Source organism: Priestia sp. USM5 (genome assembly GCF_058323215.1).
Window position 1 is genome coordinate 3,338,736 of sequence record NZ_JBSGKN010000001.1, and the last position, 21,006, is coordinate 3,359,741.

Consider the following 21,006-nt stretch of genomic DNA (forward strand, 5'->3'; position numbering starts at 1 on the left):
TATGAAGAGGCTTTTTTTATTTTGATAACACGCGCTTGCCGTTGGTAAACGAATAATAGCATTCACCTGTATAGATGTCTTGGCTTTCATGTACATGAACACCACATTTATCTTCAAGTGCAGCTTTCATCATGGATTTGGCTACGTTATACGCTTTAATTGGACGATATTTTCTCCACTTTCCTACAAGGCAAAATGAACACGACTTTAACGTGTATCCCCCAAGCTTTTCAAATAGGCGAAACTCTTGGCGCTTGCCTAATAATAACGATGGGCGGAAAAAGTGAGTAGAACGGATATACAAGCTTGCGATATCTTCTTCTACTTGCCCCTTTACTTTACTGTAAAAGAATGGCGAACGAAGATCAGCACCAATTGCTGTAATCGTTAAAAAGTTTTTGCAGCGATATTTTTCTGCACATTTAGCCGCTTTTAAAGGAAATTCGTAGTCAACTTTAATGAATTTCGCTTTTGTTTTTGCTTTTTTCATTGTCGTGCCTAAACAGCAATATACATCATCAACTGCAAAGCATTCTTCGTGCTTATCAAGCTCTGAAAAATCAATTTCAAGCTGACGTAGCTTTGTGTGTTCGATTGGTAGCTTTTTTCGAACAAACACTGTCACATGGTTATATAAGCTGTTGCTTAATAACATTTTTAAAAGTTCTTGACCAACAAGTCCGCTTGCACCTAATACTAATGCTGATCTCTGTGACATTCTTTCACCTTCTCATCTGTTGTTTTTGCAATGGAAAACAGGTTGCATACACAACCTGTTTGTTCGAATTAACGATTATCAATTGTTTCTGGGTATAAATCATGATTCATCAGGCGATAATTAGCCATTTCTTCATACTTCGTACCAGGACGGCCATAGTTTGTATATGGATCAATTGAAATCCCGCCGCGTGGTGTGAATTTTCCCCATACTTCAATATATCTTGGATTCATCAGTTTAATTAAGTCATTCATAATAATATTCATACAGTCTTCATGGAAATCTCCATGGTTACGGAAGCTGAACAAATAAAGCTTTAACGACTTGCTTTCCACCATTTTTTCATCTGGAATGTAACTAATATAAATGGTTGCGAAATCCGGCTGACCCGTTTTTGGACATAAGCTCGTAAATTCCGGACAGTTAAATTTCACAAAATAATCACGATTTGGATGTTTGTTATCAAATGCTTCTAGAATCTCTGGTGAATATTCAAACAAATAGTTTGTTCCTTGATTTCCAAGGAGTGATACACCTTCTAATTCTTCATCTTTTCGACCGCTCATTTGCATTTCCTCTCTTTCTACGATTGTCATTCTAACAGCGTTTTTTTATTTTGTATATATCTGTTTTTATTTTTCTTTGTAAATTTTTTGCTATGCGCTTACACGCCTCGTTTATTTCCCCAAACAAGGGCGTGAACCTGCGGCAGAACTCTTACATCGTTCATGTTTTTAGCTGCCACTGCCTTGTCGATTAACCACTCATACTTTTTAAGCAATTCTTGTGTTAACGACGCATTATCGATTGTCGTTAAGTCCTCGTTGCCTACTTGAACAAAAAATGGAACCTCAGGATAACGTTCATGAACAGACGCTGCATACTCAAAGTCCTCATCATTAAATACAACGACTTTTATGCTTATGTGCGCCATGCGTTTTTCCTTTATTAATGTCTCTATAATATCGTCTAATACGGAGAAATTTGTTTTCATTAATGAACTTGGAGGCTTAGGAGAAATCGTTAAATCATCGATTTTTAGGAACCAATCCTGATAACGGCTTCCCTGTGTTTCAAGAGCTGCTTTTACCCCATGACTGTGCAAAAGCTCTACAAGTGAACCAATCGCCTTGATAAGCGCAGGGTTTCCTCCAGAAATGGTGACGTGATCAAAGCACTCTCCTCCAATTTCTTTAAGCTCCGTCCAAATTTGTTCTGCTGTTAGCTGACGAATATCGTTTTTAGCTGATCCATCCCATGTAAAAGCTGAATCACACCAGCTGCAGGAATAATCACAGCCTGCGGTACGAACAAACATCGTCTTACGTCCTACAACCATTCCTTCCCCTTGAATCGTTGGGCCGAATATTTCAAGTACTGGAATTGTATTAGCCACGTTTTTTCACCTTCTTTGGGCGGTAAACTACGTAACTTGTCGGCGTTTCCCGCACGAATACTTGTACGCAAGAAGGCTTATTTGGTAGTGTGTCTAGATATTCTTGAACCAACTCATAAATTTTACGAGCAACAACTTCAGTTGTAGGAAAATCATTTGGATTTTCTTCGTTAAAGATAGAATGATCGTTCAATAATGTATGATCAAATTGACCAGAAACAATTTTTTTCAATAGCGCAAAGTTTACTAAAAAGCCCGCTTCGTCTAATGTATCTCCGGCAACAGTTAAATTTACAAAATACGTATGTCCATGGACTTGACGGCATTTTCCTGCTTCTGTATGAGGAACAAAATGTGCCGCAGCAAACTGCATATCTTTGTTCAATTCATATTCATAGTCATGAAAGACTTGAGGATACATTTGTTGCAGCATTATTTTTCTCCTCCTTCTTTTGTTTGCAAGTATTGATCTAACCCGCGTTTTCGCAATTGACATGCGGGACATTCGCCGCACCCATCAGCAACAATACCGTTGTAGCACGTTAATGTTTTTTCACGCACATATTCAAGCGCTCCTAGCTCATCCGCTAACGCCCACGTTTCTGCTTTATCAATCCACATAAGCGGCGTATGAATCACAAACTCGAAGTCCATTGATAAATTAAGCGTGACGTTTAACGATTTCACAAATACGTCTCGACAGTCTGGATATCCCGAAAAATCAGTTTCACAAACGCCTGTTACGATATGACGGCCTCCGCTGTTTTTAGCCAGTACGGCAGCAAATGATAAAAATAACAGATTGCGGCCATCCACAAACGTTGTAGGCAACTCTCCTTCTTTTTGCTCAATTTCAATATCATCTCGCGTTAAGGCATTTGGTGCTAATTGATTTAAAAGTGACATATCTAGGACGGTATGCTTCACACCTAAATCAGCTGCGATAGCTTTTGCTACCTCTATCTCTTGACTATGACGCTGACCGTATTGGAAAGTAACCGTTTCTACTTCTTTAAAGTTTTTCAAAGCCCAAAATAGACATGTTGTACTATCTTGACCTCCGCTAAATACAACAATAGCTTTTTCATTTTTCATCATTATTGTTCGTCTCCTTTTTGATTGAAATCAAAAGAAGAAGAAACTTTATTGAACCGTTCGTTCCCTTTGTGACTAATTTTATAACACAAAAAAGAGACTGCTCTTTTCCAGCAATCTCCCTAAAAAGCAACTAAGATACACGTCCTCGCCAGCATACACGTCAAAAAGACGTGTTGATAGAAAAGCACGTGAAAGAAGACACGCTAAAACCGTGTCTTTTGTCATCAACGATGATCTTAGTTTTTTATAGAGGGAGTTTTCGAACCTCTCCCGTACATATACAAACGTGTACGGCGTTTCTTCTTGAATTGTCATCGTATACTATACCACATACGTATAAATAATGCTATGTTTGTTGGCTTCTATCACCTTTAGCTGCCTTATTTCTCTTTATATAAGAAAGCGCAATAAATAACAACGGAAAACAGACGCTTAGTACAAATAAATAAAACGGCCAGTAATATTTTTCAAAATAATTGAAGTATGCTGTATTTGGAATAATGTAATACGCCACGCCTGTAATGATTAGACCTAAAGGAAAGCTCAAAAAATTGCGCACCCGTAAATTACATAATTGAGCGATACTTAACTGAATAGCATAGAACACAATGACAACTTTAAAAAAGATAGATAACATCCAAATAATAGCTACTAATACTTCAACATGCTGTATCGTTGCACCTAACGAAATCATTTTTCCTAATAAATAAACTGGGTAGCTGTGCATTGATGCAATATTCGCGCCAAGAGCTAATATACAAGCCGCAACTGCAATCGTAATCGTCAAGCCCGATGCCACAGTGCCGATAACAATCATTCTTTTTACCTTTTTGCCATCTTTTATATGAGGCGTAATCATTAGCACAAAAATCAATTCCATAAACGGATTTCCTAAGAAATACGTGGTCCCTAACACTAAATCATCCATGCGGAATTCAAACAAAGGGTAAAGACGATCCAGTTTCATCTGAGGAATATTTAACGAAATTAACAATAAAAAAGGGACGACGATCCACGGTAAAAAGATTTCCGCGGTTCTCGCTATCACTTCAATGCCTAAATACCCTCCGTATATAACCGCTAAAATCACAAGAGCATGAATCCACGTAGGCAGCGTTTCAGGGACAATTTGCGTCGTCATAAATGTACTGATATCTCGAAGGGAAAACGTAGATTGAATGAACATAAAAAAAATGTAAATAAGAGACATACACGCTCCGGCGTAAGGACCTAGCGCTTTTTTAGCTATTTCAATGAACGTTTGCTGAGGGTAACGGTGCATCAGCCATAACAGCACCGCAACAATTAAAAGGGCAAAGCCAATAGCAAGCACACTACATACCCAGGCATTTTGTCTATTCGTTTCTAATAACGTAGCCGGAACTGCCAAAATAGCGCTTCCGATACAAAAAAAATAAATGAGAAAAAGAAGTTGTTTCGGAGTAATAAATTCTTTTATTTGCATCATACACCCCTTCTCTCCTACATGCTTACGTAAATAACAGATGATGAACGGTTTTAGTAAGAGGCTTAATGAGTTCCTCTAAAAAGTACAGAGGCGTAGGTACTTCTTTACGGAGTGTAATGGCTCCCCAAAAGAATAAACCCATACCTATAAGACAAAGATAGACAACGATTTCACGGTAATACTTTTCCTTTCGGAAGTTAATCATAATTTTTTTAGTCAAATAAGCAAGAAGTACGAGTAAGGCGATAAATCCCTCCATTTTCTTTCTCCTTAATGCTTCATTTGCTTCATATATGAGTTATTTAACGTGCCTAAGCGACGGATTTGAACTTTGGCATCTAAATCGACGGTTAAATCTTCTGCGTAAATTCTGTTCCAGTCTCTTTTCATTTTGTACCATCTCTTTACATCTTGTCTGTAAAACGTTTCTCCAAAACCGAAGATATCACTTTTATAATCTTTTTGAGCTTTTTCCACTGCGTCATTCATTTTTTCTTTTACGTCCGCTGCTGTTTTTCGTTCGAGCATATTGATTACAGCTGGGTCCTGTAAGTTTACTTGACACTCTACATCTGCCACGTTTGCTTCACCTTTTAAATCCACGTGAATATGAGGCTTATGGTTTTTCATAGAAGCCGTTACCTTCACGTTCGTTCGAAGCATTTCTACTCCGATGATATCGTGCTGTTTTTCTTTTCCTTCGCATGGAATAACAATTAACGTACTTTTTACATTTCCTGTAATATAGTTATATCCTTTACTTTCGTCTTCATTGAACCAGCCGATCAGCTTATCATTTTGAAAGACACCTAATCCTTTAAAATTGAGCAGGGTGGACAGATTGGTCCGGGAAATGCTCGACATATCTCCTGCCTTTTTCACGTCGCCTTTGACCAATACTCCCGATAACACCGCCTGCTTTCCTTCGCTCGTTAAGTTACTGATCAGTTCATTTAACTTTACGCCTCTAGTGGGTGCCCAAATACGCTGAGAGACGTCTAATGAAGCAAACATATGGTTAGCTGGTATTTTTTCAATTGTTGTTAATACGTTCAGAACGCTCGATGCTTTCGTGTTTTTAGCAACAACAACAAAATAATCGGTACGCACTTCATGATCCCGAGCAAAGAAATCAAGCACTTCAGCAATACCCTCTTCCGCCATGCTTTCGCTAATGACTAGCATTCGTAAATGAGAAAGATAAATTTTCCGCGGGGATTTTGTCGTTATTTTTCTTAACCCTTCCATTACAGACGAAGCCTTAATAGAGAATGTGGTAACAGAAGGCCCGTTTGTAGGGGTTTTGGCCTGAATATCACCAGGGTTAATCAGCTGAACTGTAACAATAATGCCATCTTCTGCTTTATCAATTCCGACAGCAACCGTAATGGCTAGCTCATTCAACTCTCGACTGCTCCAGCAGCCGCTTAACAGCAATGAACAGATACATAACATCAGAAATGCTTTCATAGTAACCGGCCACCTTTGCACAGTTTAGTTTTTTTGCGTCTTTTGACGTGAAATATTCTTCTCGTTAATAAGCTTTGGCCTTGTTTTCATTTTTTTGATCGAACGTCTAATTAGAACATCCTTTTGATCACGCTTCACAAAGGGAGCCATAGGTGTCATATAAGGGACTCCAAATGACCTTAAGCTGCATAAATGTAAAATCATTAAAATTAGCCCGAGGATAATACCGAACAAGCCAAAAGTAGCTGCTAAAACCATTAAAATAAAGCGCAGCATCCTTACTGCAATGGCCATATCATACACCGGTGAAACAAAGTTACTAATAGCGGTGATGGATACAACGATAACCATTGCAGGCGATACTAATCCAGCTTGTACGGCGGCTTCTCCTAAAACGAGTGCTCCCACGATTGAAATAGCTGAACCTACTGCTCGAGGCAATCGGACTCCCGCTTCTCGCAAAATTTCAAACGTGATTTCCATAATAAACGCTTCAATAATAGCTGGAAAAGGCACACCTTCCCTTTGAGCTGCAATACTAATTAACAAAGCAAAAGGAAGCATCTCTTGATGAAAAGTAGTTAAAGCAATATAAGCAGAAGGTGTTAAAAGGGCTAAGAAAAATGCCATGTAGCGCATTAAGCGAATCAATGTACTAATATCTGCGCGCTGGTAATAATCTTCGGCCGCCTGAAAAAATTGAATAAATAGGGCAGGAACCATCAATACAAAAGGTGTACCGTCTACTAAAATGGCTATCCGCTCCTCTAAAAGACCTGCTGCCACGGAGTCTGGACGCTCCGTGTTATGCATAGTAGGAAAAGGTGTATAATCTTCATCTTGAATCAACTCTTCGATATATCCGCTCTCCAAAATACCGTCTATATCAATTTTAGAAAGACGCTCTTTTACCTCTTGAATGACCTGTTCATCCGCAATGCCGTCTATATAAACGAGCGCAATATCCGTTTTTGTAAACTCTCCTATTTGCTGAGATTCAATCCAAAGTTTTGGAGATTTTATTCGGCGCCGAATCAATGCGGTATTCGTTCGCAGTGTTTCTGTAAAACTGTCTCGAGGTCCTCTTACAACGGTCTGAGATTGTGGTTCAGAAACAGCCCTGTCTCTCCACCCTCTTGTACTTGCCACAATACACGTTTGATACCCTTCTAAAAACAGCACGGTATCTCCTGATAAAACATGAAGAAGAGCATCATCCAATGTTTTGGCTTCCATAATTTCACCGGCCGCCAAACTATAGCTTTTAATCAACTCGTACATATTAACGACACCGTCATCATGAGTTAAATGCTCATCGTGATAATGCATAATGGAGTCCAGCGCATAGTGTTCAACTTCATCTTTATTTACCAATCCGTCGATGTAAGCAACACCTAAAGTGAATTTTTCTTCAATTGAAATTCGAAACTCTCTTGTCACTAAGTCCGTGCTCTGTCCCAATGCTTTTTTCATGTGGAAGATATTATCTCCCACTCTCTCCGACAATTTCTGCTCTTCCTCAGTGGAAGAAGCACTAGTTGCCTTAGAGTCCTTCGATTCACCAGCTTTTTCTTTCCGCTGTTTGGATTTATTCGTTAACTCCGATAGTTTTTTAATACGCATTGTTCATCCTCCACTACATTGAACGAAAAGAAACGGAATTTCTTCTTTTTAGTCTCTATAGTTTTTGTATGAAAAGGAAATTTATACTTGAAGCCATTTTAATAATCTTTATTTTTGACATCATTTGTGCATTTCTATAGGATAGTAATGGATAATTCTTCGTTATTATGAAGAATGTTTATACGGAACATTGAAAGGAGTCTATACATGGCACAATCACTTAAAGGCAAAGTAGCTCTTATTACAGGAGCAGGAAAAGGCATCGGTCGTTCAACTGCAATTGAATTAGCAAAAGAAGGCGTAAATATCGGTTTAATTGCTCGTACAGAGGCAGATTTAAAGGCTGTTGCTTCTGAACTGGAAGCATTTGATGTACAAGTTGCTTATGCAACAGCAGACGTTTCTTCTATGGAAGAAGTAAACGCAGCAGTTGAGCATCTACATACAAAATTAGGGGCAACGGATATCTTAATCAACAATGCGGGAATCGGTAAATTCGGAGGCTTTTTAGAGCTAGACCCAGCTGAGTGGAAACAAATCATTGATGTGAATTTAATGGGCGTTTACTACATAACGCGCGCCGTTCTACCTCAATTAATCGAAAAAAATGGTGGAGACATCATCAATATTTCATCCACTGCTGGTCAAAAAGGCGCTCCCGTTACAAGTGCTTACAGCGCTTCAAAATTTGGCGTGCTTGGCTTAACTGAATCTTTAGCGCTAGAAGTGCGCAAACACAATATTCGTGTAACAGCTCTAACACCAAGTACAGTAGCAACGGAATTAGCATATAAAGAAAACTTAACGGATGGCAATCCTGATAAAGTGATGCAGCCTGAAGACCTAGCAGAAATTATGGTAGCACAATTAAAGCTGCATCCACGTATTTTTATCAAATCTGCGGGCATGTGGTCTACAAATCCATAAACAAACATAGAAAAAGGAGAGCTTCAGCTCTCCTTTTTTGTGTCTTCTTTTATATGATGGTTAGCTTATTTACGTTTAGGCGTGATTTCTTCTGATAGTTCTTCAAAAGACTTTACTTTTCCATGCGATGGGTTTTGTGATTGCTTTCGTACGTTCCACTGACGCTCTTTTTGACTTTTAGACTGAGTCATTTTGCTTCATCCCCTTTTTATATGCTTACATGTAGTAGGATAAAACAAGCTGCTCTTTTCCATTCATCAAAACTGCTTCCAATTTCTTTACTGCTTAGCTAAATGTATTTTAAACCATTTATCAATTTCCGCGTTATATTGATCATAATAAGCAGTTAGCGGATGGTCTCCGTTTTTATACAGTACATATTTGTATTCTTTTCCCTGCTCATCTAGTTGTTTCACAAGCTTTTCAGCCTGAGTGTGATGAACTTTACGATCATGATCACCCTGTAAAATTAAAAGAGGTGAATTTACTTTATCGCTCCAGTAGACAACAGAACGACTTTTATACCTCTCTGGATACTGCGCCGGATCTCCTACAATTGTCCGCAGCACTTGTTTCATTTCAGGCCCTCTTTGGTCGTAGAATTGAAACATGTCTGTAATACCTGATTGTACGACAACAGCATCAAATTTAACGCCGTTTTTCATCGTTAAATACGTCATCATACCGCCGCGTGAATATCCTAGCGCTACCTTTTGCTGGTGATTTACATAAGGAAGCTGTTCTCCCCATTTAATAAGATTTAATACGTCGTCAATATCTTTACCGCCGTACGTCTCTGTTCCTTCACTTCCGCCATTTCCCCTGTATTGAGTCGCAACAACGACGTAGCCTTTACTTGCCCAGTATGACAAATACTGAAGTGTTTTTGCGCGAATCATGCCATGTTCGCGATTTCCTCCGCGATTATATACTAAAAGCGGATAATGTTTGTCTGCAATGTCTTTAGGCTGTACTAAAAACCCTTTTATCTTTAAATTATCACTAGGATACGTAATGCTATATACATCTACTTTATTTGAATAAGGCGATAATAAATTCAATTTTTCTTTATTTACATCATCACTTTCAGCTCGGTTAAAAACCGCTGTCACACCGAGCACAGCTACAGTGATTAATGCAATGATGCCCCATTTTTTCAACAGAAACCCTCTCCTCAATAAATATCTTTTCTCTTTTATAATGAGTGTTTTCATTTGCCTTTACCCTTCTTAAATGTTTGCTAAAAAGGGCATTCATCCCATCGCCAATACAGCTTATTTATCATACCGCAAAACCCAAATTTCTTCATTAATAAAGAAATAAGAATTCATACAAGTACATGAACAGGAAAGACGTATAGTAAATTGTATTATTAAATTATAGATTTGAAAAGTGGAATGATACTTTTTTTGTCGTTTTTTACCTGTCCTTTTTTAAAAAGAAAAAAGCCCAGTTAAGACTGAGCTTTTTTCTTGGCAATACCAATGCCTGTATATGCTAAAATAATTGAAAAAATCGGACATAAAATGCTAAAGAATGTAAATGGAATATAGTCAGCCGCTGGAATATTTAATGCAGTTGAAATAAAAGCTCCGCTGACACCCCACGGAATAATAGCATTAATAACCGTTCCACCGTCTTCAAGCGTTCGTGATAAGTTTTTCGGGTCTAAGTTCCACTTTTCATACAGCGGCTTAAACGTTTGCCCAGGCAGAAGAATTGATAAATACTGTTCTCCTGTAATAACGTTCACTCCAATTGAAGATAGAAGCGTAGCAAAAATAACGTCTCCGCTGCGGCGGATTTGTTTTGCTAATCCTTCTAATAAAGCATCAATAATTCCAACCGCTCTCATCAAGCCACCTAGCGACAAGGCAATCATGATAAGAGAAATAGAAAACATCATGGACTGTAATCCGCCTTTGTTTACAATCGCATCGACTACTTTATTTCCTGACTCGATTGCTGGCCCGCTTTGAAGAACCCCTAGCAATTGACTCAGCGTAAATTCATGCTGTGTAATCATTCCTGTAATAATGGCCGTTACAATCCCTAAAACTAACGTTGGCAATACATCGACTCTTCTCATCGAAAAAATAAGAACTAAGAGTGGAGAAAGCAACGTTAACACGTGTAAATTAAACGTATGTTTTAATGCTTCTTGAATTCCTTGAATTTCTCCGTAATTGACGCTTTCATGATTTCCGTTCATTCCGATTACCAATGCAATGATTGCTGTAATAACAATACTTGGAACCGTCGTCCACGTAATATGCTGAATATGTTTAGGGAGCGGTACTTCAACGATACCAGAAGCAAAATTTGTTGTATCAGACAATGGAGACATCTTATCTCCAAACACAGCTCCTGAAACAATCATCCCTGCTGCTAGCCCTGGATGTACACCAATAGCAGTTCCCACGCCAAATAAAGCGACTCCTACCGTACTGACGGTTGTTAATGAACTTCCCGTGAATGTTGAAACTAACACGGTGATAACCAAAGCACTAATTAAAAAGTACTGCGGTGAAATCCAGTGGAAGCCGTAGGATAAAATCGTCGGTATCGTTCCTCCTACCATCCAAATCGCAATGAGCATCCCGATCAGCATTAGAATAAGGATAGGCTTAATGCCAAGTCTAACACCGTCTAAAATGCCTTTCTCCATTTCTGTCCACTTATATTTCAACAAAAAGCCAATCACACTAATAAATGCTACACCAAATATTAGCGGAATATGAGGCGGCAGCTTTAACATAAATAATGAAACAAAAATAATAGCTAATAGCACCAAAACCACCGCTATTGATTGTATAAATGAAATTTCTTTTTTCATGAGGTATTCCCTTTCTATCTTTCTTTTTCACTTAAACGCTTTTATGCTTTTACGCAGTTAAGTGCAAACCTTCTTGAGTATAATTTTTATCCTTCTTGCTGTCAATAACTTATTTTATCCAACGGCAGGCTCTGCACTCATTTTTCCACTTTTCTTCTTATTAATATTTATTCTCTATCTAAGCAAATCATTGTACAAAATGCTTCTAATGTTTTTATATATATAAAACGGGTACACACAAAACACACGTTTTTTTAATGTACTACCTTTTGTACATAAGCGAGGAACTTCCCTCAAAAAATTTTTAAGCAAAAGACTTGAAAGTCAAAAAAGGTCAAAGTATAATGAGATTACGAAAGGTCAAGAAAGGTCAAACACCTGCTGATCTTCGATTAAAATCATTTAGGGAGGCTAATTAAATGATTTGTCAAAACTGTAATAAACGTGAAGCATCTATTCAATTAAATGTACAAACAAATAATCAAAAATCTCAATATCGTTTATGTCATACATGTTATCAAGCACTAATGAAAGAACATAAAATCCCATCAGGTTTTGGAGGTGGCGGCTTTATGAACATCGATGATTTATTCAAACAAATGGCGCACGAACAAGCTGCACCGGAGCAGCCACAGCAAGGAAACGGCGGCGGAGGCTTTTTAGATCAATTTGGTCGAAACTTAACTCAAATTGCGAAAACGGGATTAATTGACCCTGTTATTGGCCGCGAAGAAGAAGTAGAGCGCGTCATTGAAATTTTAAATAGAAGAAACAAAAACAACCCGGTACTAATTGGAGAACCCGGTGTTGGTAAAACAGCTGTAGTCGAAGGGTTAGCTTTAAAAATTGCGGAAGGAAAAGTTCCTGCAAAGCTGCTAAATAAAGATGTATATCTGTTAGATGTAGCATCACTCGTAGCTAATACGGGCGTGCGAGGTCAATTTGAAGAGCGTATGAAACAGTTAATTTCTGAGCTTCAACAGCGAAAAAACGTGATTTTATTTATCGATGAAATCCACCTTCTTGTAGGAGCAGGTTCAGCGGAAGGTTCAATGGACGCAAGCAATATTTTAAAACCTGCTCTTGCACGAGGTGAACTTCAAGTAGTCGGAGCTACAACTTTAAAAGAGTACCGTTCCATTGAAAAAGATGCGGCTCTTGAACGACGTTTTCAGCCGGTTATGGTTCACGAACCGTCTGTAGAAGAAGCCTTTGAAATTCTAAAAGGAATTCAAAGTAAATATGAAGATTATCACGGCGTTAGCTATACAGATGAAGCGATCCGCGCTTGTGTAAATTTATCACACCGCTACATTCAAGATCGTTTCTTGCCTGATAAAGCAATTGACTTGTTAGATGAAGCAGGTTCAAAAATGAACTTACAGGCAGGCATTACAAATAAAGACGACGCAGCCGCTCGCTTAAAAGAAATTACAAAAGAAAAAGAGCAGGCGCTAAAGGATGAAAAATATGAAGTAGCGGCAAAACTTCGCGATGAAGAAGCTGCTCTTGAAAAACAACTAAACGAAGAACAGCAAAAAATGAATGTGGATATTGCTGACATTCAAGCCATTATTGAAAAGAAAACGGGTATCCCTGTTGGTAAACTTCAAGAAAATGAATCAGCAAAAATGAAGCATTTAGCAGAGCACTTAGCTCAAAAAGTAATCGGACAGCAGGAAGCTGTCGAAAAAGTAGCAAAAGCAATTCGACGTTCTCGCGCTGGATTAAAAGCGAAGCATCGCCCAATTGGTTCATTCTTATTTGTCGGTCCAACAGGTGTCGGTAAAACAGAGTTAACCAAAACATTAGCTGAAGAACTGTTCGGCTCAAAAGATGCAATGGTTCGTCTAGATATGAGTGAATACATGGAAAAACACGCGGTGTCTAAATTAATCGGCTCACCTCCTGGCTACGTAGGTCATGAAGAGGCAGGACAATTAACAGAAAAAGTACGCCGTAATCCTTATTCCATCATCTTACTAGATGAAATTGAAAAAGCTCATCCAGACGTTCAGCATATGTTTTTGCAAATTTTAGAAGATGGACGTCTAACGGATAGTCAAGGTCGCACAGTAAGCTTCAAAGACACGGTTATCATTATGACAAGTAACGCTGGTGTAGGTGAAAAGAAAATTACGGTTGGGTTTGACGCAGAAAATGATGCGCTTAAGCAGGCATCCGTTTTAGATTCACTTTCATCTTATTTCAAACCAGAGTTTTTAAATCGATTTGATACAATCATTGAATTTAATCACCTTGAAAAAAATAACTTGATTAAAATCGTTGACCTTATGCTTGCTGAATTGAAAGAAACATTACAAGAACAAAACATCACGCTGAGCGTAGCAGATGAGGTAAAAGAAAAACTGGCTGAACTTGGCTATCACCCTGCATTCGGTGCTAGACCACTCCGCCGAGCAATTCAAGAACAGCTTGAAGATCGAATTACAGATTTACTGTTAGATGATGCGGACGTATCAACAGTGAACGTAACGTTAAATGAAGCAAGCGAAATCACCGTACAAAACTAATAGAAAAAGCGACTCTACTTGAGTCGCTTTTTTTTATAGAAATACTTTCGTTTATTTACTTTCATCTGTTTTTTCATCTGTTTTTTCGTCCGCACTATCCGTTGATTCTTCTTGATCATCAGCTGCTTCATCCCCAGATGAGTCATCTGCTTCGTCTTGCTTCATTGTTTCCTGTGAATCATCTGTCGTTGTATCCTCCGATTGAGTATCATCCGACTGTTCGGTTTGCTGTTCTGTTGCATCTTTTTCATCCGTTTGTGAGTTGCATGCTGTGATTAACATAATTGCTAGAAGTGATCCAAATAACTTGACTAATAAACTTTTGTTCATTTTACCGTCTCCTTTCGAATCATCTGAGCCTCTATGTAGTCACCATTCATATGGCTCTACTGGCAGTATAGCCTATCCAATTGGAAAAAAGTTCACTTTTACAAGGTTATCACAAAAGCTTTACATCTCCTTCATTTCGTTCATATTCCCCTCATATTTCCTTAATAGTTTATGACCAGCCACATTCTAGATCTATCTTCCTTGGTCTAAGTGCTCAATTCGGCTATTCACATAGTTGTAACTATGCTAATATGAGTGATATATTACTGTATCGTGCGACTAGCTGACTATGAAGTTATTCTCCTATAAAATTATTCACCATTTAAGAAAGGGATTTTTTATGGAATCACACAACCTCATAAAAAAACGTAATTTTATTCTTTTACTTATTTTTTGGCTGCTGTATTTTGTCCACATTGTGTTATATCACTTTATTGCAGCTGATCCTCATCCGATTGTTTTTATAAGCGGAGGAATTTTATTATTGGTAGTGACGGCTATGTATTACTTTCATTTTCATCCTGCTATCATTATGTATTCTTTTTTTATATGCTATTATGCCTATATTGCGTACATAACATCTATTGAACCTGCTGTTATTAATTATTTGTTTTTGTTTCTTGGAATAATTGTTAGCTTTATTTACTATAGCTATATCGCTATTGTAACTTCTACATTAATGTCCATAATAATTGTTTTGTACTTTTATGTAAGCAACACTCTTTTTACATCTGTGACTTTCGTGAAATTAGATATCGTTTATTTCATTTTGTTTACGCTGATCACAATGATTATTTTGTTGTATTGTGCTCATTTCTCTAAAAAATTGATTGCTATTACGACGGTCAAAATGAACAAAACCGAAGATGAACTTTACTCAGCTCAAGAGTATTTACAATCTTTTTTCACATACAATCGCGACGCCATTTCCGTATTCAGTCTAGACGGCAAAGTGATTAAAGTAAACGATGCTTTTGAGCAAATATACGGATGGAAAGCGGAAGAAATTGTCGGAAAAGCCATCCCATTTATTCCTGCTGGCTTAAAAGGCGACGCTGAAAACCGATTAGAAAGGGTTAAAAAAGGAGAAAAGCTGGTAGCCTTTGAAACCCAAGATAAGCGAAAAGACGGAAAAATAATTGACGTAGAAATCACTGTTTCACCTATTTTTAATCGTGATCAGCAAGTCGTTGCGCTTTTTGGTATTTCACGCGATCTTACAGAAGAAAAGGAAACAGAAAAATTTCTTCGCCAAACCGATAAATTATCTTTAGCCGGCGAAATGGCAGCGGGCATCGCTCATGAAATTCGAAATCCGCTTACTTCCCTGAATGGATTTATTCAGCTTATTCATGAAGACAGCAGCCGCTATCATTCTTATACAACCATCATGCTGAGTGAACTGAATCGTATTAACTCAATCGTTGGAGAATTTTTATTGCTCGCTAAACCTCATGATACGGTTATGAAAAAACATGCATTCTCTACTATTTTAAATGACGTTATTCTTCTGTATGAATCAGAATGTGTATTAAAAAACGTCGTAGTTAAAACGCAGGTGGAAGCTCCGCATACATACATCTGCTGTGATGCCAATCAAATTAAGCAAGTACTCATTAATTTATTAAAAAATGCGCTCGAAGCTATGCCTAGCGGAGGAGAAATTCATTTAAACGTTACTCAGCATACTAAAGGCCTTACTATTTTCATTAAAGATACAGGAGTGGGTATTCCCTCAAATTTGCTTACGCACATTCAAAAGCCCTTTTTTACCACGAAGCCATCAGGCACCGGTCTTGGACTTGTTGTGATTAAAAACATTCTGTATCAGCATAAAGGAACATTTGAGATTAAAAGCACTGTGGGCGAAGGAACCAGCGTTACCCTTACGATTCCTTTATGGAAAGAAGGAACATGTCAATAAAAAAAAGCCGCAAACGCGGCTTTTTTTATAGCTTTTTATCATCAATACTATTTAAATAGCTTTCAATTTCATCTACTACAGACTGCACGCAGCCCTCTTCGAATGGAGAGATCAAATTCGCTTCCTCTACTAATTCTAAAAATGGCTTACTTCCGCCAAGCTTACACAAATGAACGTAATCTTGCCATGCTTGTTCATGATTTTCCCGATCTTTTTTCCAAAATTGAAATGCACAAATTTGAGCGAGCGTGTAATCAATATAATAAAACGGAGACGTGTAAATATGAAGCTGACGCTGCCAGAAGCCCCCGCTTTCTAGATAGTGATGGCCGTCATAGTTTTTAGAAGGCATATATTTCTTTTCAATTTCTCGCCACGTTTGTTTTCGTTCCGAAGGCGTCATCTCAGGGCGTTCGTATACAGCATGCTGAAATTCATCAACTGCTACCCCGTAAGGCAAGAAAGTTAAGCCTGAGCTTAAATGAGAAAACTGGTATTTATCTTTGTCCTCTTTAAAGAACAACTCCATCCAAGGCCATGTAAAATACTCCATGCTCATCGAATGAATTTCAGCTCCTTCATGCGTAGGCCAGTGATACTCATTGGTTTCCATATCTCGGCTGGAATACACTTGAAAAGCATGCCCTGCTTCATGCGTTAACACATCAATATCGCCTGATGTTCCATTAAAGTTTGAAAAAATAAACGGCGCTTTGTATTCTTCAATAAACGTACAGTAGCCTCCGCCTGCTTTGCCCTTTTTAGCGACTAAATCCATTAAATTATTTTCAAGCATAAAGGAAAAAAATTCGTCCGTTTCTTTAGAAAGCTCCTTATACATAACCCGTCCATTTTCAATAATCCACTTTTCATCACCTTTTGGCACTGCGTTTCCTGTTTCAAACTGAAACGGTTCATCATAATAAGTTAAGCTCTCTACTTGAATTCTTTCCTGCTGACGCTTTTTTAGTTTTTCAGTAAGGGGAACAATATACTCTTTCACTTGTTGGCGAAAAGCGGCAACCATTTCAGCATCGTACCCTATTCTAGACATACGAGCATAGCCCACTTCTACGAAATTTTTATAGCCTAATTTTTCAGCAAGCTTGGTCCGCACTTTTACAAGCTTGTCGTAAATATCATCAAATTCCTCTTCATGATCAGTGAAAAATTGAAACTTCGCTTCTGCTGCTTTTTTTCTCATTTCTCGATCAGATGACTCCATAAACGGATCGAGCTGAGCTAACGTTCTTTCTTCTCCTTCAAATACAATTTTAGCTGACGCCACTAGCTTCGTATATTGAGATGATAGCTTATTTTCTTCCTGTAGCTCTTTTACTATTTCAGGAGAGAACGTTTTTAACTGCATTTCAGCAAGAGAAAACAGCTGCTTTCCCCACTTTTCTTCTAGTTCCGGTTTAAAAGGTGAAGAGATTAAGGCTTTGTAAAATTTCTCTACGTATCCTTCTAAAAGCGGCTGTGTTTCATCAAAATAGTCTTGTTCTTCTTTATAAAATTCATTGGCTGTGTCGATAGAATGACGAATATAGCAGATGTTCCCCATTGTACTGTACTGAGAATATGCATCGTTTGCTAGACGAATTGCCTCATTTTGCTGACTGACTGACCCTGCTTCCGTAAAATGTGTAATGGCCTTTTCAAACTGCTTTTCAATTTCATTCATATCAGGTCGCGTATATGTATAATTCTCAAATTTCATCATTTATTCCCCTTCCTCTATATGTCTGTATGTAACCTAATTCGTTTTTATCCAGCTGTATTCCTGTTAATTTCAATTTTTTGTCACTTTTTATTTTTTATGTCGATTGGTCATGAAAGAAGTCATAGAAAAAACTCGTTTGTTCAACAGAAACAAACGAGCTTTCCTTACTTAATTAGTCGATTCCGGCAAAAATTCATCTGCATAGTGCCCTAGTTTCTTAAGCATCGAAATGGCAACTTCCTTTTCTTCGCTAGATAAAACGGATAAAATATCATGAATTCTTTTTTCGTGACTCGGAAACATGCTTTCAATCATTTCCTTGCCTTGCTTGGTGATAGCTGCATAGGTTACGCGACGATCGTTCGGACAAGCAACGCGCTCCAAGAAGCCTTTTTTCTCAAGCTTGTCTACTACATACGTAATACTGCCGCTTGCCAACAGAATTTTTCCGCCAATTTGCTGAAGAGGCTGCTGGCCTTTGTGGTACAATAACTCTAGGACAGCAAATTCGGTTGGATTCATTCCATGCTGTTGAATAAATTTATGCACATGATCATTAATTGAACGATTGGCACGAGATAGTACAATAAATAATTTAAGAGATTGGTCTAACTCTTCTCTAGTTACATCATTCGTCATTTTAATCAGTTCCTTTGATATTATCTTGATATCAAGATAATACTAAAATTTCCCTTCAAAGTCAATCAAAGCAGGCTTATTTCATCGGTTATTCTCTCTGCTTGTACAATTTTTTTGATAAAAAATGTATATAAGTGGATTTATACATATGCTTTTAATACAATAAACATATGAACATTACATAAAAAGGTGAATGATTATGAAACCAACCCATTTATTATTTAATTCCGCGATTGGTTCGCAAAAGCCTGAAACAATCGTTAACCGGCAAAACCCTTGTCCCTTTTGCGACGTAGAATCTCTTACAGGCATCATTGAAAAACAAGGACCTATCATTTGGCTAAAAAATAAGTTTCCCGTTCTGCAAGATGCTTATCAGACGGTTATTATTGAGACCGATGAGTGTTCTTCAGAACTATCTATTTATCCAAAAGAACATCTGTATACCTTGCTGAGTTTTGCTACTGAACGATGGATATCGATGATGAACAGCGGAGAATATGCTTCTGTTCTTTTCTTTAAAAACCACGGCCCCATGTCCGGAGGATCATTACGACATCCTCATATGCAAATTATTGGTTTAAATGAGATGGATGTAAATGAAAATGTGAAGCTAGAGCAGTTTGAAGGAGTCACAATTGCCAAAAATGAACACGTCACATTTAATTTATCTGTAAAACCTCGAATGGGCTTTTTTGAATTTAACGTGATAACAGATCAGCTTGACAAAGAGCTGCACACGTTTGCAGATTATCTTCAAACGGCTGCTCACTATTTATTAAATCATTTTCATCGTAGCTGCACGAGCTACAACTTGTTTTTTTATAATCTTAAAAACGGCAAAATTGCAGCGAAAATCATTCCTCGCTTTGCCACATCTCCTTTGTATGTAGGATATGGCATTCCTCAAGTTTCCAATAAGCTTGAGCACATTGCTAACCAAGTTCAGGAGCTGTACTTCACCTAAAAAGTTGAACCTTCACTGGTTCAACTTTTTTGTAAAATTATTGCATAAAGCTGTTCATTTTTAAAATAGTCATGCTCATAGAAAACAAAAAAACATACACTAAAAGAACGATGTGAATTGAGGATAAAAAGAAGAATACGTAAAAGGAGACGGTTTATGACTGAGGTACTAATTGGAAGCATTCTTTCTGCGCTATCGACTGGAGTAGGCGCTTTGCCTATTCTATTTTTGAATCAAGAACTCACTCATCGCTGGAAAGATATACTTCTTGCGCTCACTGCAGGCATTATGACAGCAGCTTCTACTATGAGCTTAATTCCAGAATCTCTTCAAAGCGGCGGTTTTTTTTCCTTAGCGATTGGCTTACTGCTTGGCGTGGTAACATTAACACTCTTGGAGCAGAATATTCCTCACATTGATCTTGAGCATTCTAAAACCGGCATACAGTTTGATGAAAAAGCACTTTTAATTGTTTCCGCTATTACGTTGCACAACCTTCCTGAAGGACTGTCTGTTGGTGTGAGCTACGCTTCAAATGTTGAAAATACAGGGAACTTAATTGCCCTTGCAATCGGTCTTCAAAATGCACCTGAAGGACTGTTGGTCGCGCTATTTTTAGCTCAGCAAAATATCAGTAAAATAAAAGCCTTTTTAATTGCTACCCTTACAGGATCAGTTGAAATTGTAACGTCTTTACTCGGGTTTTATTTAACTAATTTTGTGGAGTCTCTCGTTTCATATGGATTAGCGTTTGCTGCTGGAGCCATGCTTTTTATTATTTATAAAGAGTTAATTCCGGAAAGTCACGGCGATGGAAACGAAAGATTTGCTACTTATTCGTTTATTTTTGGTATTTTGTTTATGATTTTTTTAATTAACATTTTTTAAAGCTGAAGAGAGGCCACGGGCAGCGTAATTGTTTCACTGCCCGATCCCGAATGCTTGTCCTGCATTACAGCTTTGAAAAAGATAAAAAGCGGCTAATCAGTGTGGCAAACGATGTCTTTTCTTCCTCTTCTTTTAAACGCTGCTTTTGATAAACGAGTAAGAGCTGATCAAGCTCTTGACTACAGGTAACGGTTTCTTCATTAGTCAGACCTTTTTCTTCTCCGAGCTGCACCATCTTTTGTCTTTTTTGGACGATTTCCACTAATAATCTCTCTGATTTCGTTCTATTTCTCACTCCAAACACAAAATCCTCTCCTATGACAAAGAAATTAGCTTATAACGCATTATTACAAATTCTACTAAATATGTAAATAGAGTCGCAATAATAGACATTTTTTTCGCAAAAAAATTATTTTGTCGGAATTTACAAACGCTTACATTACTATAGGAATACCGTTTATCTTT

Annotated in this window: 21 protein-coding genes and 1 riboswitch; of the genes, 5 read left to right on the forward strand and 16 right to left on the reverse strand. The window is 37.8% G+C overall.

The window, feature by feature from the left end:
- Nucleotides 1-16: 16 nt before the first annotated feature.
- The 9 genes from ACWATA_RS17870 to ACWATA_RS17910 form a co-directional block, all read right to left on the reverse strand.
- Nucleotides 17-718, reverse strand: a complete 702-nt coding sequence (locus ACWATA_RS17870) for an NAD(P)H-binding protein (RefSeq protein ID WP_028414147.1) — start codon at nucleotides 716-718, stop codon at nucleotides 17-19.
- Nucleotides 719-786: 68 nt separating this feature from the next.
- Nucleotides 787-1,284 (reverse strand): preQ(1) synthase, encoded by a 498-nt coding sequence (queF, locus tag ACWATA_RS17875; RefSeq protein ID WP_013055985.1) that lies wholly within the window; start codon nucleotides 1,282-1,284, stop codon nucleotides 787-789.
- 98 nt (nucleotides 1,285-1,382) lie between these two features.
- Nucleotides 1,383-2,114: a 7-carboxy-7-deazaguanine synthase QueE gene (queE, locus tag ACWATA_RS17880; protein ID WP_025749424.1), complete on the reverse strand. Its 732-nt coding sequence runs from the start codon at nucleotides 2,112-2,114 to the stop codon at nucleotides 1,383-1,385.
- Nucleotides 2,107-2,547, reverse strand: a complete 441-nt coding sequence (gene queD / locus ACWATA_RS17885; protein ID WP_013055983.1) for a 6-carboxytetrahydropterin synthase QueD — start codon at nucleotides 2,545-2,547, stop codon at nucleotides 2,107-2,109. Before queD ends, queE begins: the two co-directional genes overlap by 8 nt.
- Nucleotides 2,547-3,212, reverse strand: coding sequence for a 7-cyano-7-deazaguanine synthase QueC (queC, locus tag ACWATA_RS17890; protein WP_028414148.1), 666 nt, complete (start codon nucleotides 3,210-3,212; stop codon nucleotides 2,547-2,549). The genes queD and queC overlap by 1 nt, the downstream gene beginning before the upstream one ends.
- Nucleotides 3,213-3,442: 230 nt before the next feature.
- A riboswitch (PreQ1 riboswitch) is annotated at nucleotides 3,443-3,486 on the reverse strand.
- 72 nt (nucleotides 3,487-3,558) lie between these two features.
- Nucleotides 3,559-4,680, reverse strand: a complete 1,122-nt coding sequence (locus ACWATA_RS17895) for a GerAB/ArcD/ProY family transporter (protein WP_028414149.1) — start codon at nucleotides 4,678-4,680, stop codon at nucleotides 3,559-3,561.
- A gap of 22 nt (nucleotides 4,681-4,702) precedes the next feature.
- Nucleotides 4,703-4,939, reverse strand: a complete 237-nt coding sequence (locus tag ACWATA_RS17900; RefSeq protein ID WP_033578382.1) for a hypothetical protein — start codon at nucleotides 4,937-4,939, stop codon at nucleotides 4,703-4,705.
- 11 nt (nucleotides 4,940-4,950) lie between these two features.
- Complete coding sequence (locus tag ACWATA_RS17905) at nucleotides 4,951-6,150, reverse strand: Ger(x)C family spore germination protein (RefSeq protein WP_028414151.1); 1,200 nt, start codon at nucleotides 6,148-6,150, stop codon at nucleotides 4,951-4,953.
- 24 nt (nucleotides 6,151-6,174) lie between these two features.
- Nucleotides 6,175-7,773, reverse strand: a complete 1,599-nt coding sequence (locus ACWATA_RS17910; RefSeq protein ID WP_473050009.1) for a spore germination protein — start codon at nucleotides 7,771-7,773, stop codon at nucleotides 6,175-6,177.
- A 207-nt stretch (nucleotides 7,774-7,980) separates the two neighbouring features.
- Between ACWATA_RS17910 and ACWATA_RS17915 the strand changes: the two genes are divergently transcribed.
- The gene (locus ACWATA_RS17915) at nucleotides 7,981-8,700 is read left to right on the forward strand and encodes a 3-ketoacyl-ACP reductase (RefSeq protein ID WP_473050010.1); all 720 of its coding nucleotides are present in this window, start codon (nucleotides 7,981-7,983) and stop codon (nucleotides 8,698-8,700) included.
- Between the two features lie 65 nt (nucleotides 8,701-8,765).
- Here the strand turns inward: ACWATA_RS17915 and ACWATA_RS17920 are convergent, their stop codons facing one another.
- The 3 genes from ACWATA_RS17920 to nhaC all read right to left on the reverse strand — a co-directional run bounded on the left by ACWATA_RS17920 (nucleotide 8,766) and on the right by nhaC (nucleotide 11,536).
- Complete coding sequence (locus ACWATA_RS17920; RefSeq protein ID WP_013082238.1) at nucleotides 8,766-8,891, reverse strand: DUF6254 family protein; 126 nt, start codon at nucleotides 8,889-8,891, stop codon at nucleotides 8,766-8,768.
- Nucleotides 8,892-8,978: 87 nt separating this feature from the next.
- On the reverse strand, nucleotides 8,979-9,860 hold the full coding sequence (locus ACWATA_RS17925) for an alpha/beta hydrolase family protein (protein ID WP_014461062.1): 882 nt from the start codon (nucleotides 9,858-9,860) through the stop codon (nucleotides 8,979-8,981).
- 293 nt (nucleotides 9,861-10,153) lie between these two features.
- On the reverse strand, nucleotides 10,154-11,536 hold the full coding sequence (nhaC, locus tag ACWATA_RS17930) for a Na+/H+ antiporter NhaC (protein WP_154973291.1): 1,383 nt from the start codon (nucleotides 11,534-11,536) through the stop codon (nucleotides 10,154-10,156).
- 419 nt (nucleotides 11,537-11,955) lie between these two features.
- Here nhaC and ACWATA_RS17935 point away from each other — a divergent pair, with 419 nt between their 5' ends.
- Nucleotides 11,956-14,070 carry an ATP-dependent Clp protease ATP-binding subunit gene (locus ACWATA_RS17935; protein ID WP_098627116.1) on the forward strand — a complete coding sequence of 705 codons (2,115 nt, stop codon included), beginning with the start codon at nucleotides 11,956-11,958 and terminating at the stop codon, nucleotides 14,068-14,070.
- 51 nt (nucleotides 14,071-14,121) lie between these two features.
- On the opposite strand, the gene ACWATA_RS17940 is transcribed toward ACWATA_RS17935, so the two are convergent.
- Nucleotides 14,122-14,400, reverse strand: coding sequence for a hypothetical protein (locus tag ACWATA_RS17940; protein ID WP_033578378.1), 279 nt, complete (start codon nucleotides 14,398-14,400; stop codon nucleotides 14,122-14,124).
- Nucleotides 14,401-14,740: 340 nt separating this feature from the next.
- Here ACWATA_RS17940 and ACWATA_RS17945 point away from each other — a divergent pair, with 340 nt between their 5' ends.
- Nucleotides 14,741-16,324, forward strand: coding sequence for a PAS domain S-box protein (locus ACWATA_RS17945; protein ID WP_047751406.1), 1,584 nt, complete (start codon nucleotides 14,741-14,743; stop codon nucleotides 16,322-16,324).
- Nucleotides 16,325-16,349: 25 nt separating this feature from the next.
- Here the strand turns inward: ACWATA_RS17945 and ACWATA_RS17950 are convergent, their stop codons facing one another.
- Nucleotides 16,350-18,044, reverse strand: a complete 1,695-nt coding sequence (locus tag ACWATA_RS17950; protein ID WP_033578376.1) for a M3 family oligoendopeptidase — start codon at nucleotides 18,042-18,044, stop codon at nucleotides 16,350-16,352.
- Between the two features lie 171 nt (nucleotides 18,045-18,215).
- Nucleotides 18,216-18,686: a MarR family winged helix-turn-helix transcriptional regulator gene (locus tag ACWATA_RS17955; RefSeq protein ID WP_013082231.1), complete on the reverse strand. Its 471-nt coding sequence runs from the start codon at nucleotides 18,684-18,686 to the stop codon at nucleotides 18,216-18,218.
- A 199-nt stretch (nucleotides 18,687-18,885) separates the two neighbouring features.
- On the opposite strand from ACWATA_RS17955, the gene ACWATA_RS17960 reads away from it, so the two are divergent.
- Both ACWATA_RS17960 and ACWATA_RS17965 read left to right on the forward strand, forming a co-directional pair.
- Entirely contained in the window at nucleotides 18,886-19,653 is a 768-nt protein-coding gene (locus tag ACWATA_RS17960) for a DUF4931 domain-containing protein (protein WP_028414160.1), read from the forward strand.
- A 156-nt stretch (nucleotides 19,654-19,809) separates the two neighbouring features.
- Nucleotides 19,810-20,541: a ZIP family metal transporter gene (locus ACWATA_RS17965; RefSeq protein WP_028414161.1), complete on the forward strand. Its 732-nt coding sequence runs from the start codon at nucleotides 19,810-19,812 to the stop codon at nucleotides 20,539-20,541.
- Between the two features lie 64 nt (nucleotides 20,542-20,605).
- Here ACWATA_RS17965 and ACWATA_RS17970 read toward each other — a convergent pair whose 3' ends face one another.
- Complete coding sequence (locus tag ACWATA_RS17970; protein WP_013082228.1) at nucleotides 20,606-20,845, reverse strand: aspartyl-phosphate phosphatase Spo0E family protein; 240 nt, start codon at nucleotides 20,843-20,845, stop codon at nucleotides 20,606-20,608.
- Nucleotides 20,846-21,006 lie beyond the last annotated feature (161 nt).

What these genes read in the sequence shown, in the direction of transcription:
- ACWATA_RS17870 (WP_028414147.1), bottom strand. Translation starts at nt 718, where the DNA reads ATGTCACAGAGATCAGCATTAGTATTAGGTGCAAGCGGACTTGTTGGT.
- queF (WP_013055985.1), bottom strand. Translation starts at nt 1,284, where the DNA reads ATGAGCGGTCGAAAAGATGAAGAATTAGAAGGTGTATCACTCCTTGGA.
- queD (WP_013055983.1), bottom strand. Translation starts at nt 2,547, where the DNA reads ATGCTGCAACAAATGTATCCTCAAGTCTTTCATGACTATGAATATGAA.
- queC (WP_028414148.1), bottom strand. Translation starts at nt 3,212, where the DNA reads ATGATGAAAAATGAAAAAGCTATTGTTGTATTTAGCGGAGGTCAAGAT.
- ACWATA_RS17895 (WP_028414149.1), bottom strand. Translation starts at nt 4,680, where the DNA reads ATGATGCAAATAAAAGAATTTATTACTCCGAAACAACTTCTTTTTCTC.
- ACWATA_RS17900 (WP_033578382.1), bottom strand. Translation starts at nt 4,939, where the DNA reads ATGGAGGGATTTATCGCCTTACTCGTACTTCTTGCTTATTTGACTAAA.
- ACWATA_RS17905 (WP_028414151.1), bottom strand. Translation starts at nt 6,150, where the DNA reads ATGAAAGCATTTCTGATGTTATGTATCTGTTCATTGCTGTTAAGCGGC.
- ACWATA_RS17910 (WP_473050009.1), bottom strand. Translation starts at nt 7,773, where the DNA reads ATGCGTATTAAAAAACTATCGGAGTTAACGAATAAATCCAAACAGCGG.
- ACWATA_RS17915 (WP_473050010.1), top strand. Translation starts at nt 7,981, where the DNA reads ATGGCACAATCACTTAAAGGCAAAGTAGCTCTTATTACAGGAGCAGGA.
- ACWATA_RS17920 (WP_013082238.1), bottom strand. Translation starts at nt 8,891, where the DNA reads ATGACTCAGTCTAAAAGTCAAAAAGAGCGTCAGTGGAACGTACGAAAG.
- nhaC (WP_154973291.1), bottom strand. Translation starts at nt 11,536, where the DNA reads ATGAAAAAAGAAATTTCATTTATACAATCAATAGCGGTGGTTTTGGTG.
- ACWATA_RS17935 (WP_098627116.1), top strand. Translation starts at nt 11,956, where the DNA reads ATGATTTGTCAAAACTGTAATAAACGTGAAGCATCTATTCAATTAAAT.
- ACWATA_RS17940 (WP_033578378.1), bottom strand. Translation starts at nt 14,400, where the DNA reads ATGAACAAAAGTTTATTAGTCAAGTTATTTGGATCACTTCTAGCAATT.
- ACWATA_RS17945 (WP_047751406.1), top strand. Translation starts at nt 14,741, where the DNA reads ATGGAATCACACAACCTCATAAAAAAACGTAATTTTATTCTTTTACTT.
- ACWATA_RS17950 (WP_033578376.1), bottom strand. Translation starts at nt 18,044, where the DNA reads ATGAAATTTGAGAATTATACATATACGCGACCTGATATGAATGAAATT.
- ACWATA_RS17955 (WP_013082231.1), bottom strand. Translation starts at nt 18,686, where the DNA reads ATGACGAATGATGTAACTAGAGAAGAGTTAGACCAATCTCTTAAATTA.
- ACWATA_RS17960 (WP_028414160.1), top strand. Translation starts at nt 18,886, where the DNA reads ATGAAACCAACCCATTTATTATTTAATTCCGCGATTGGTTCGCAAAAG.
- ACWATA_RS17965 (WP_028414161.1), top strand. Translation starts at nt 19,810, where the DNA reads ATGACTGAGGTACTAATTGGAAGCATTCTTTCTGCGCTATCGACTGGA.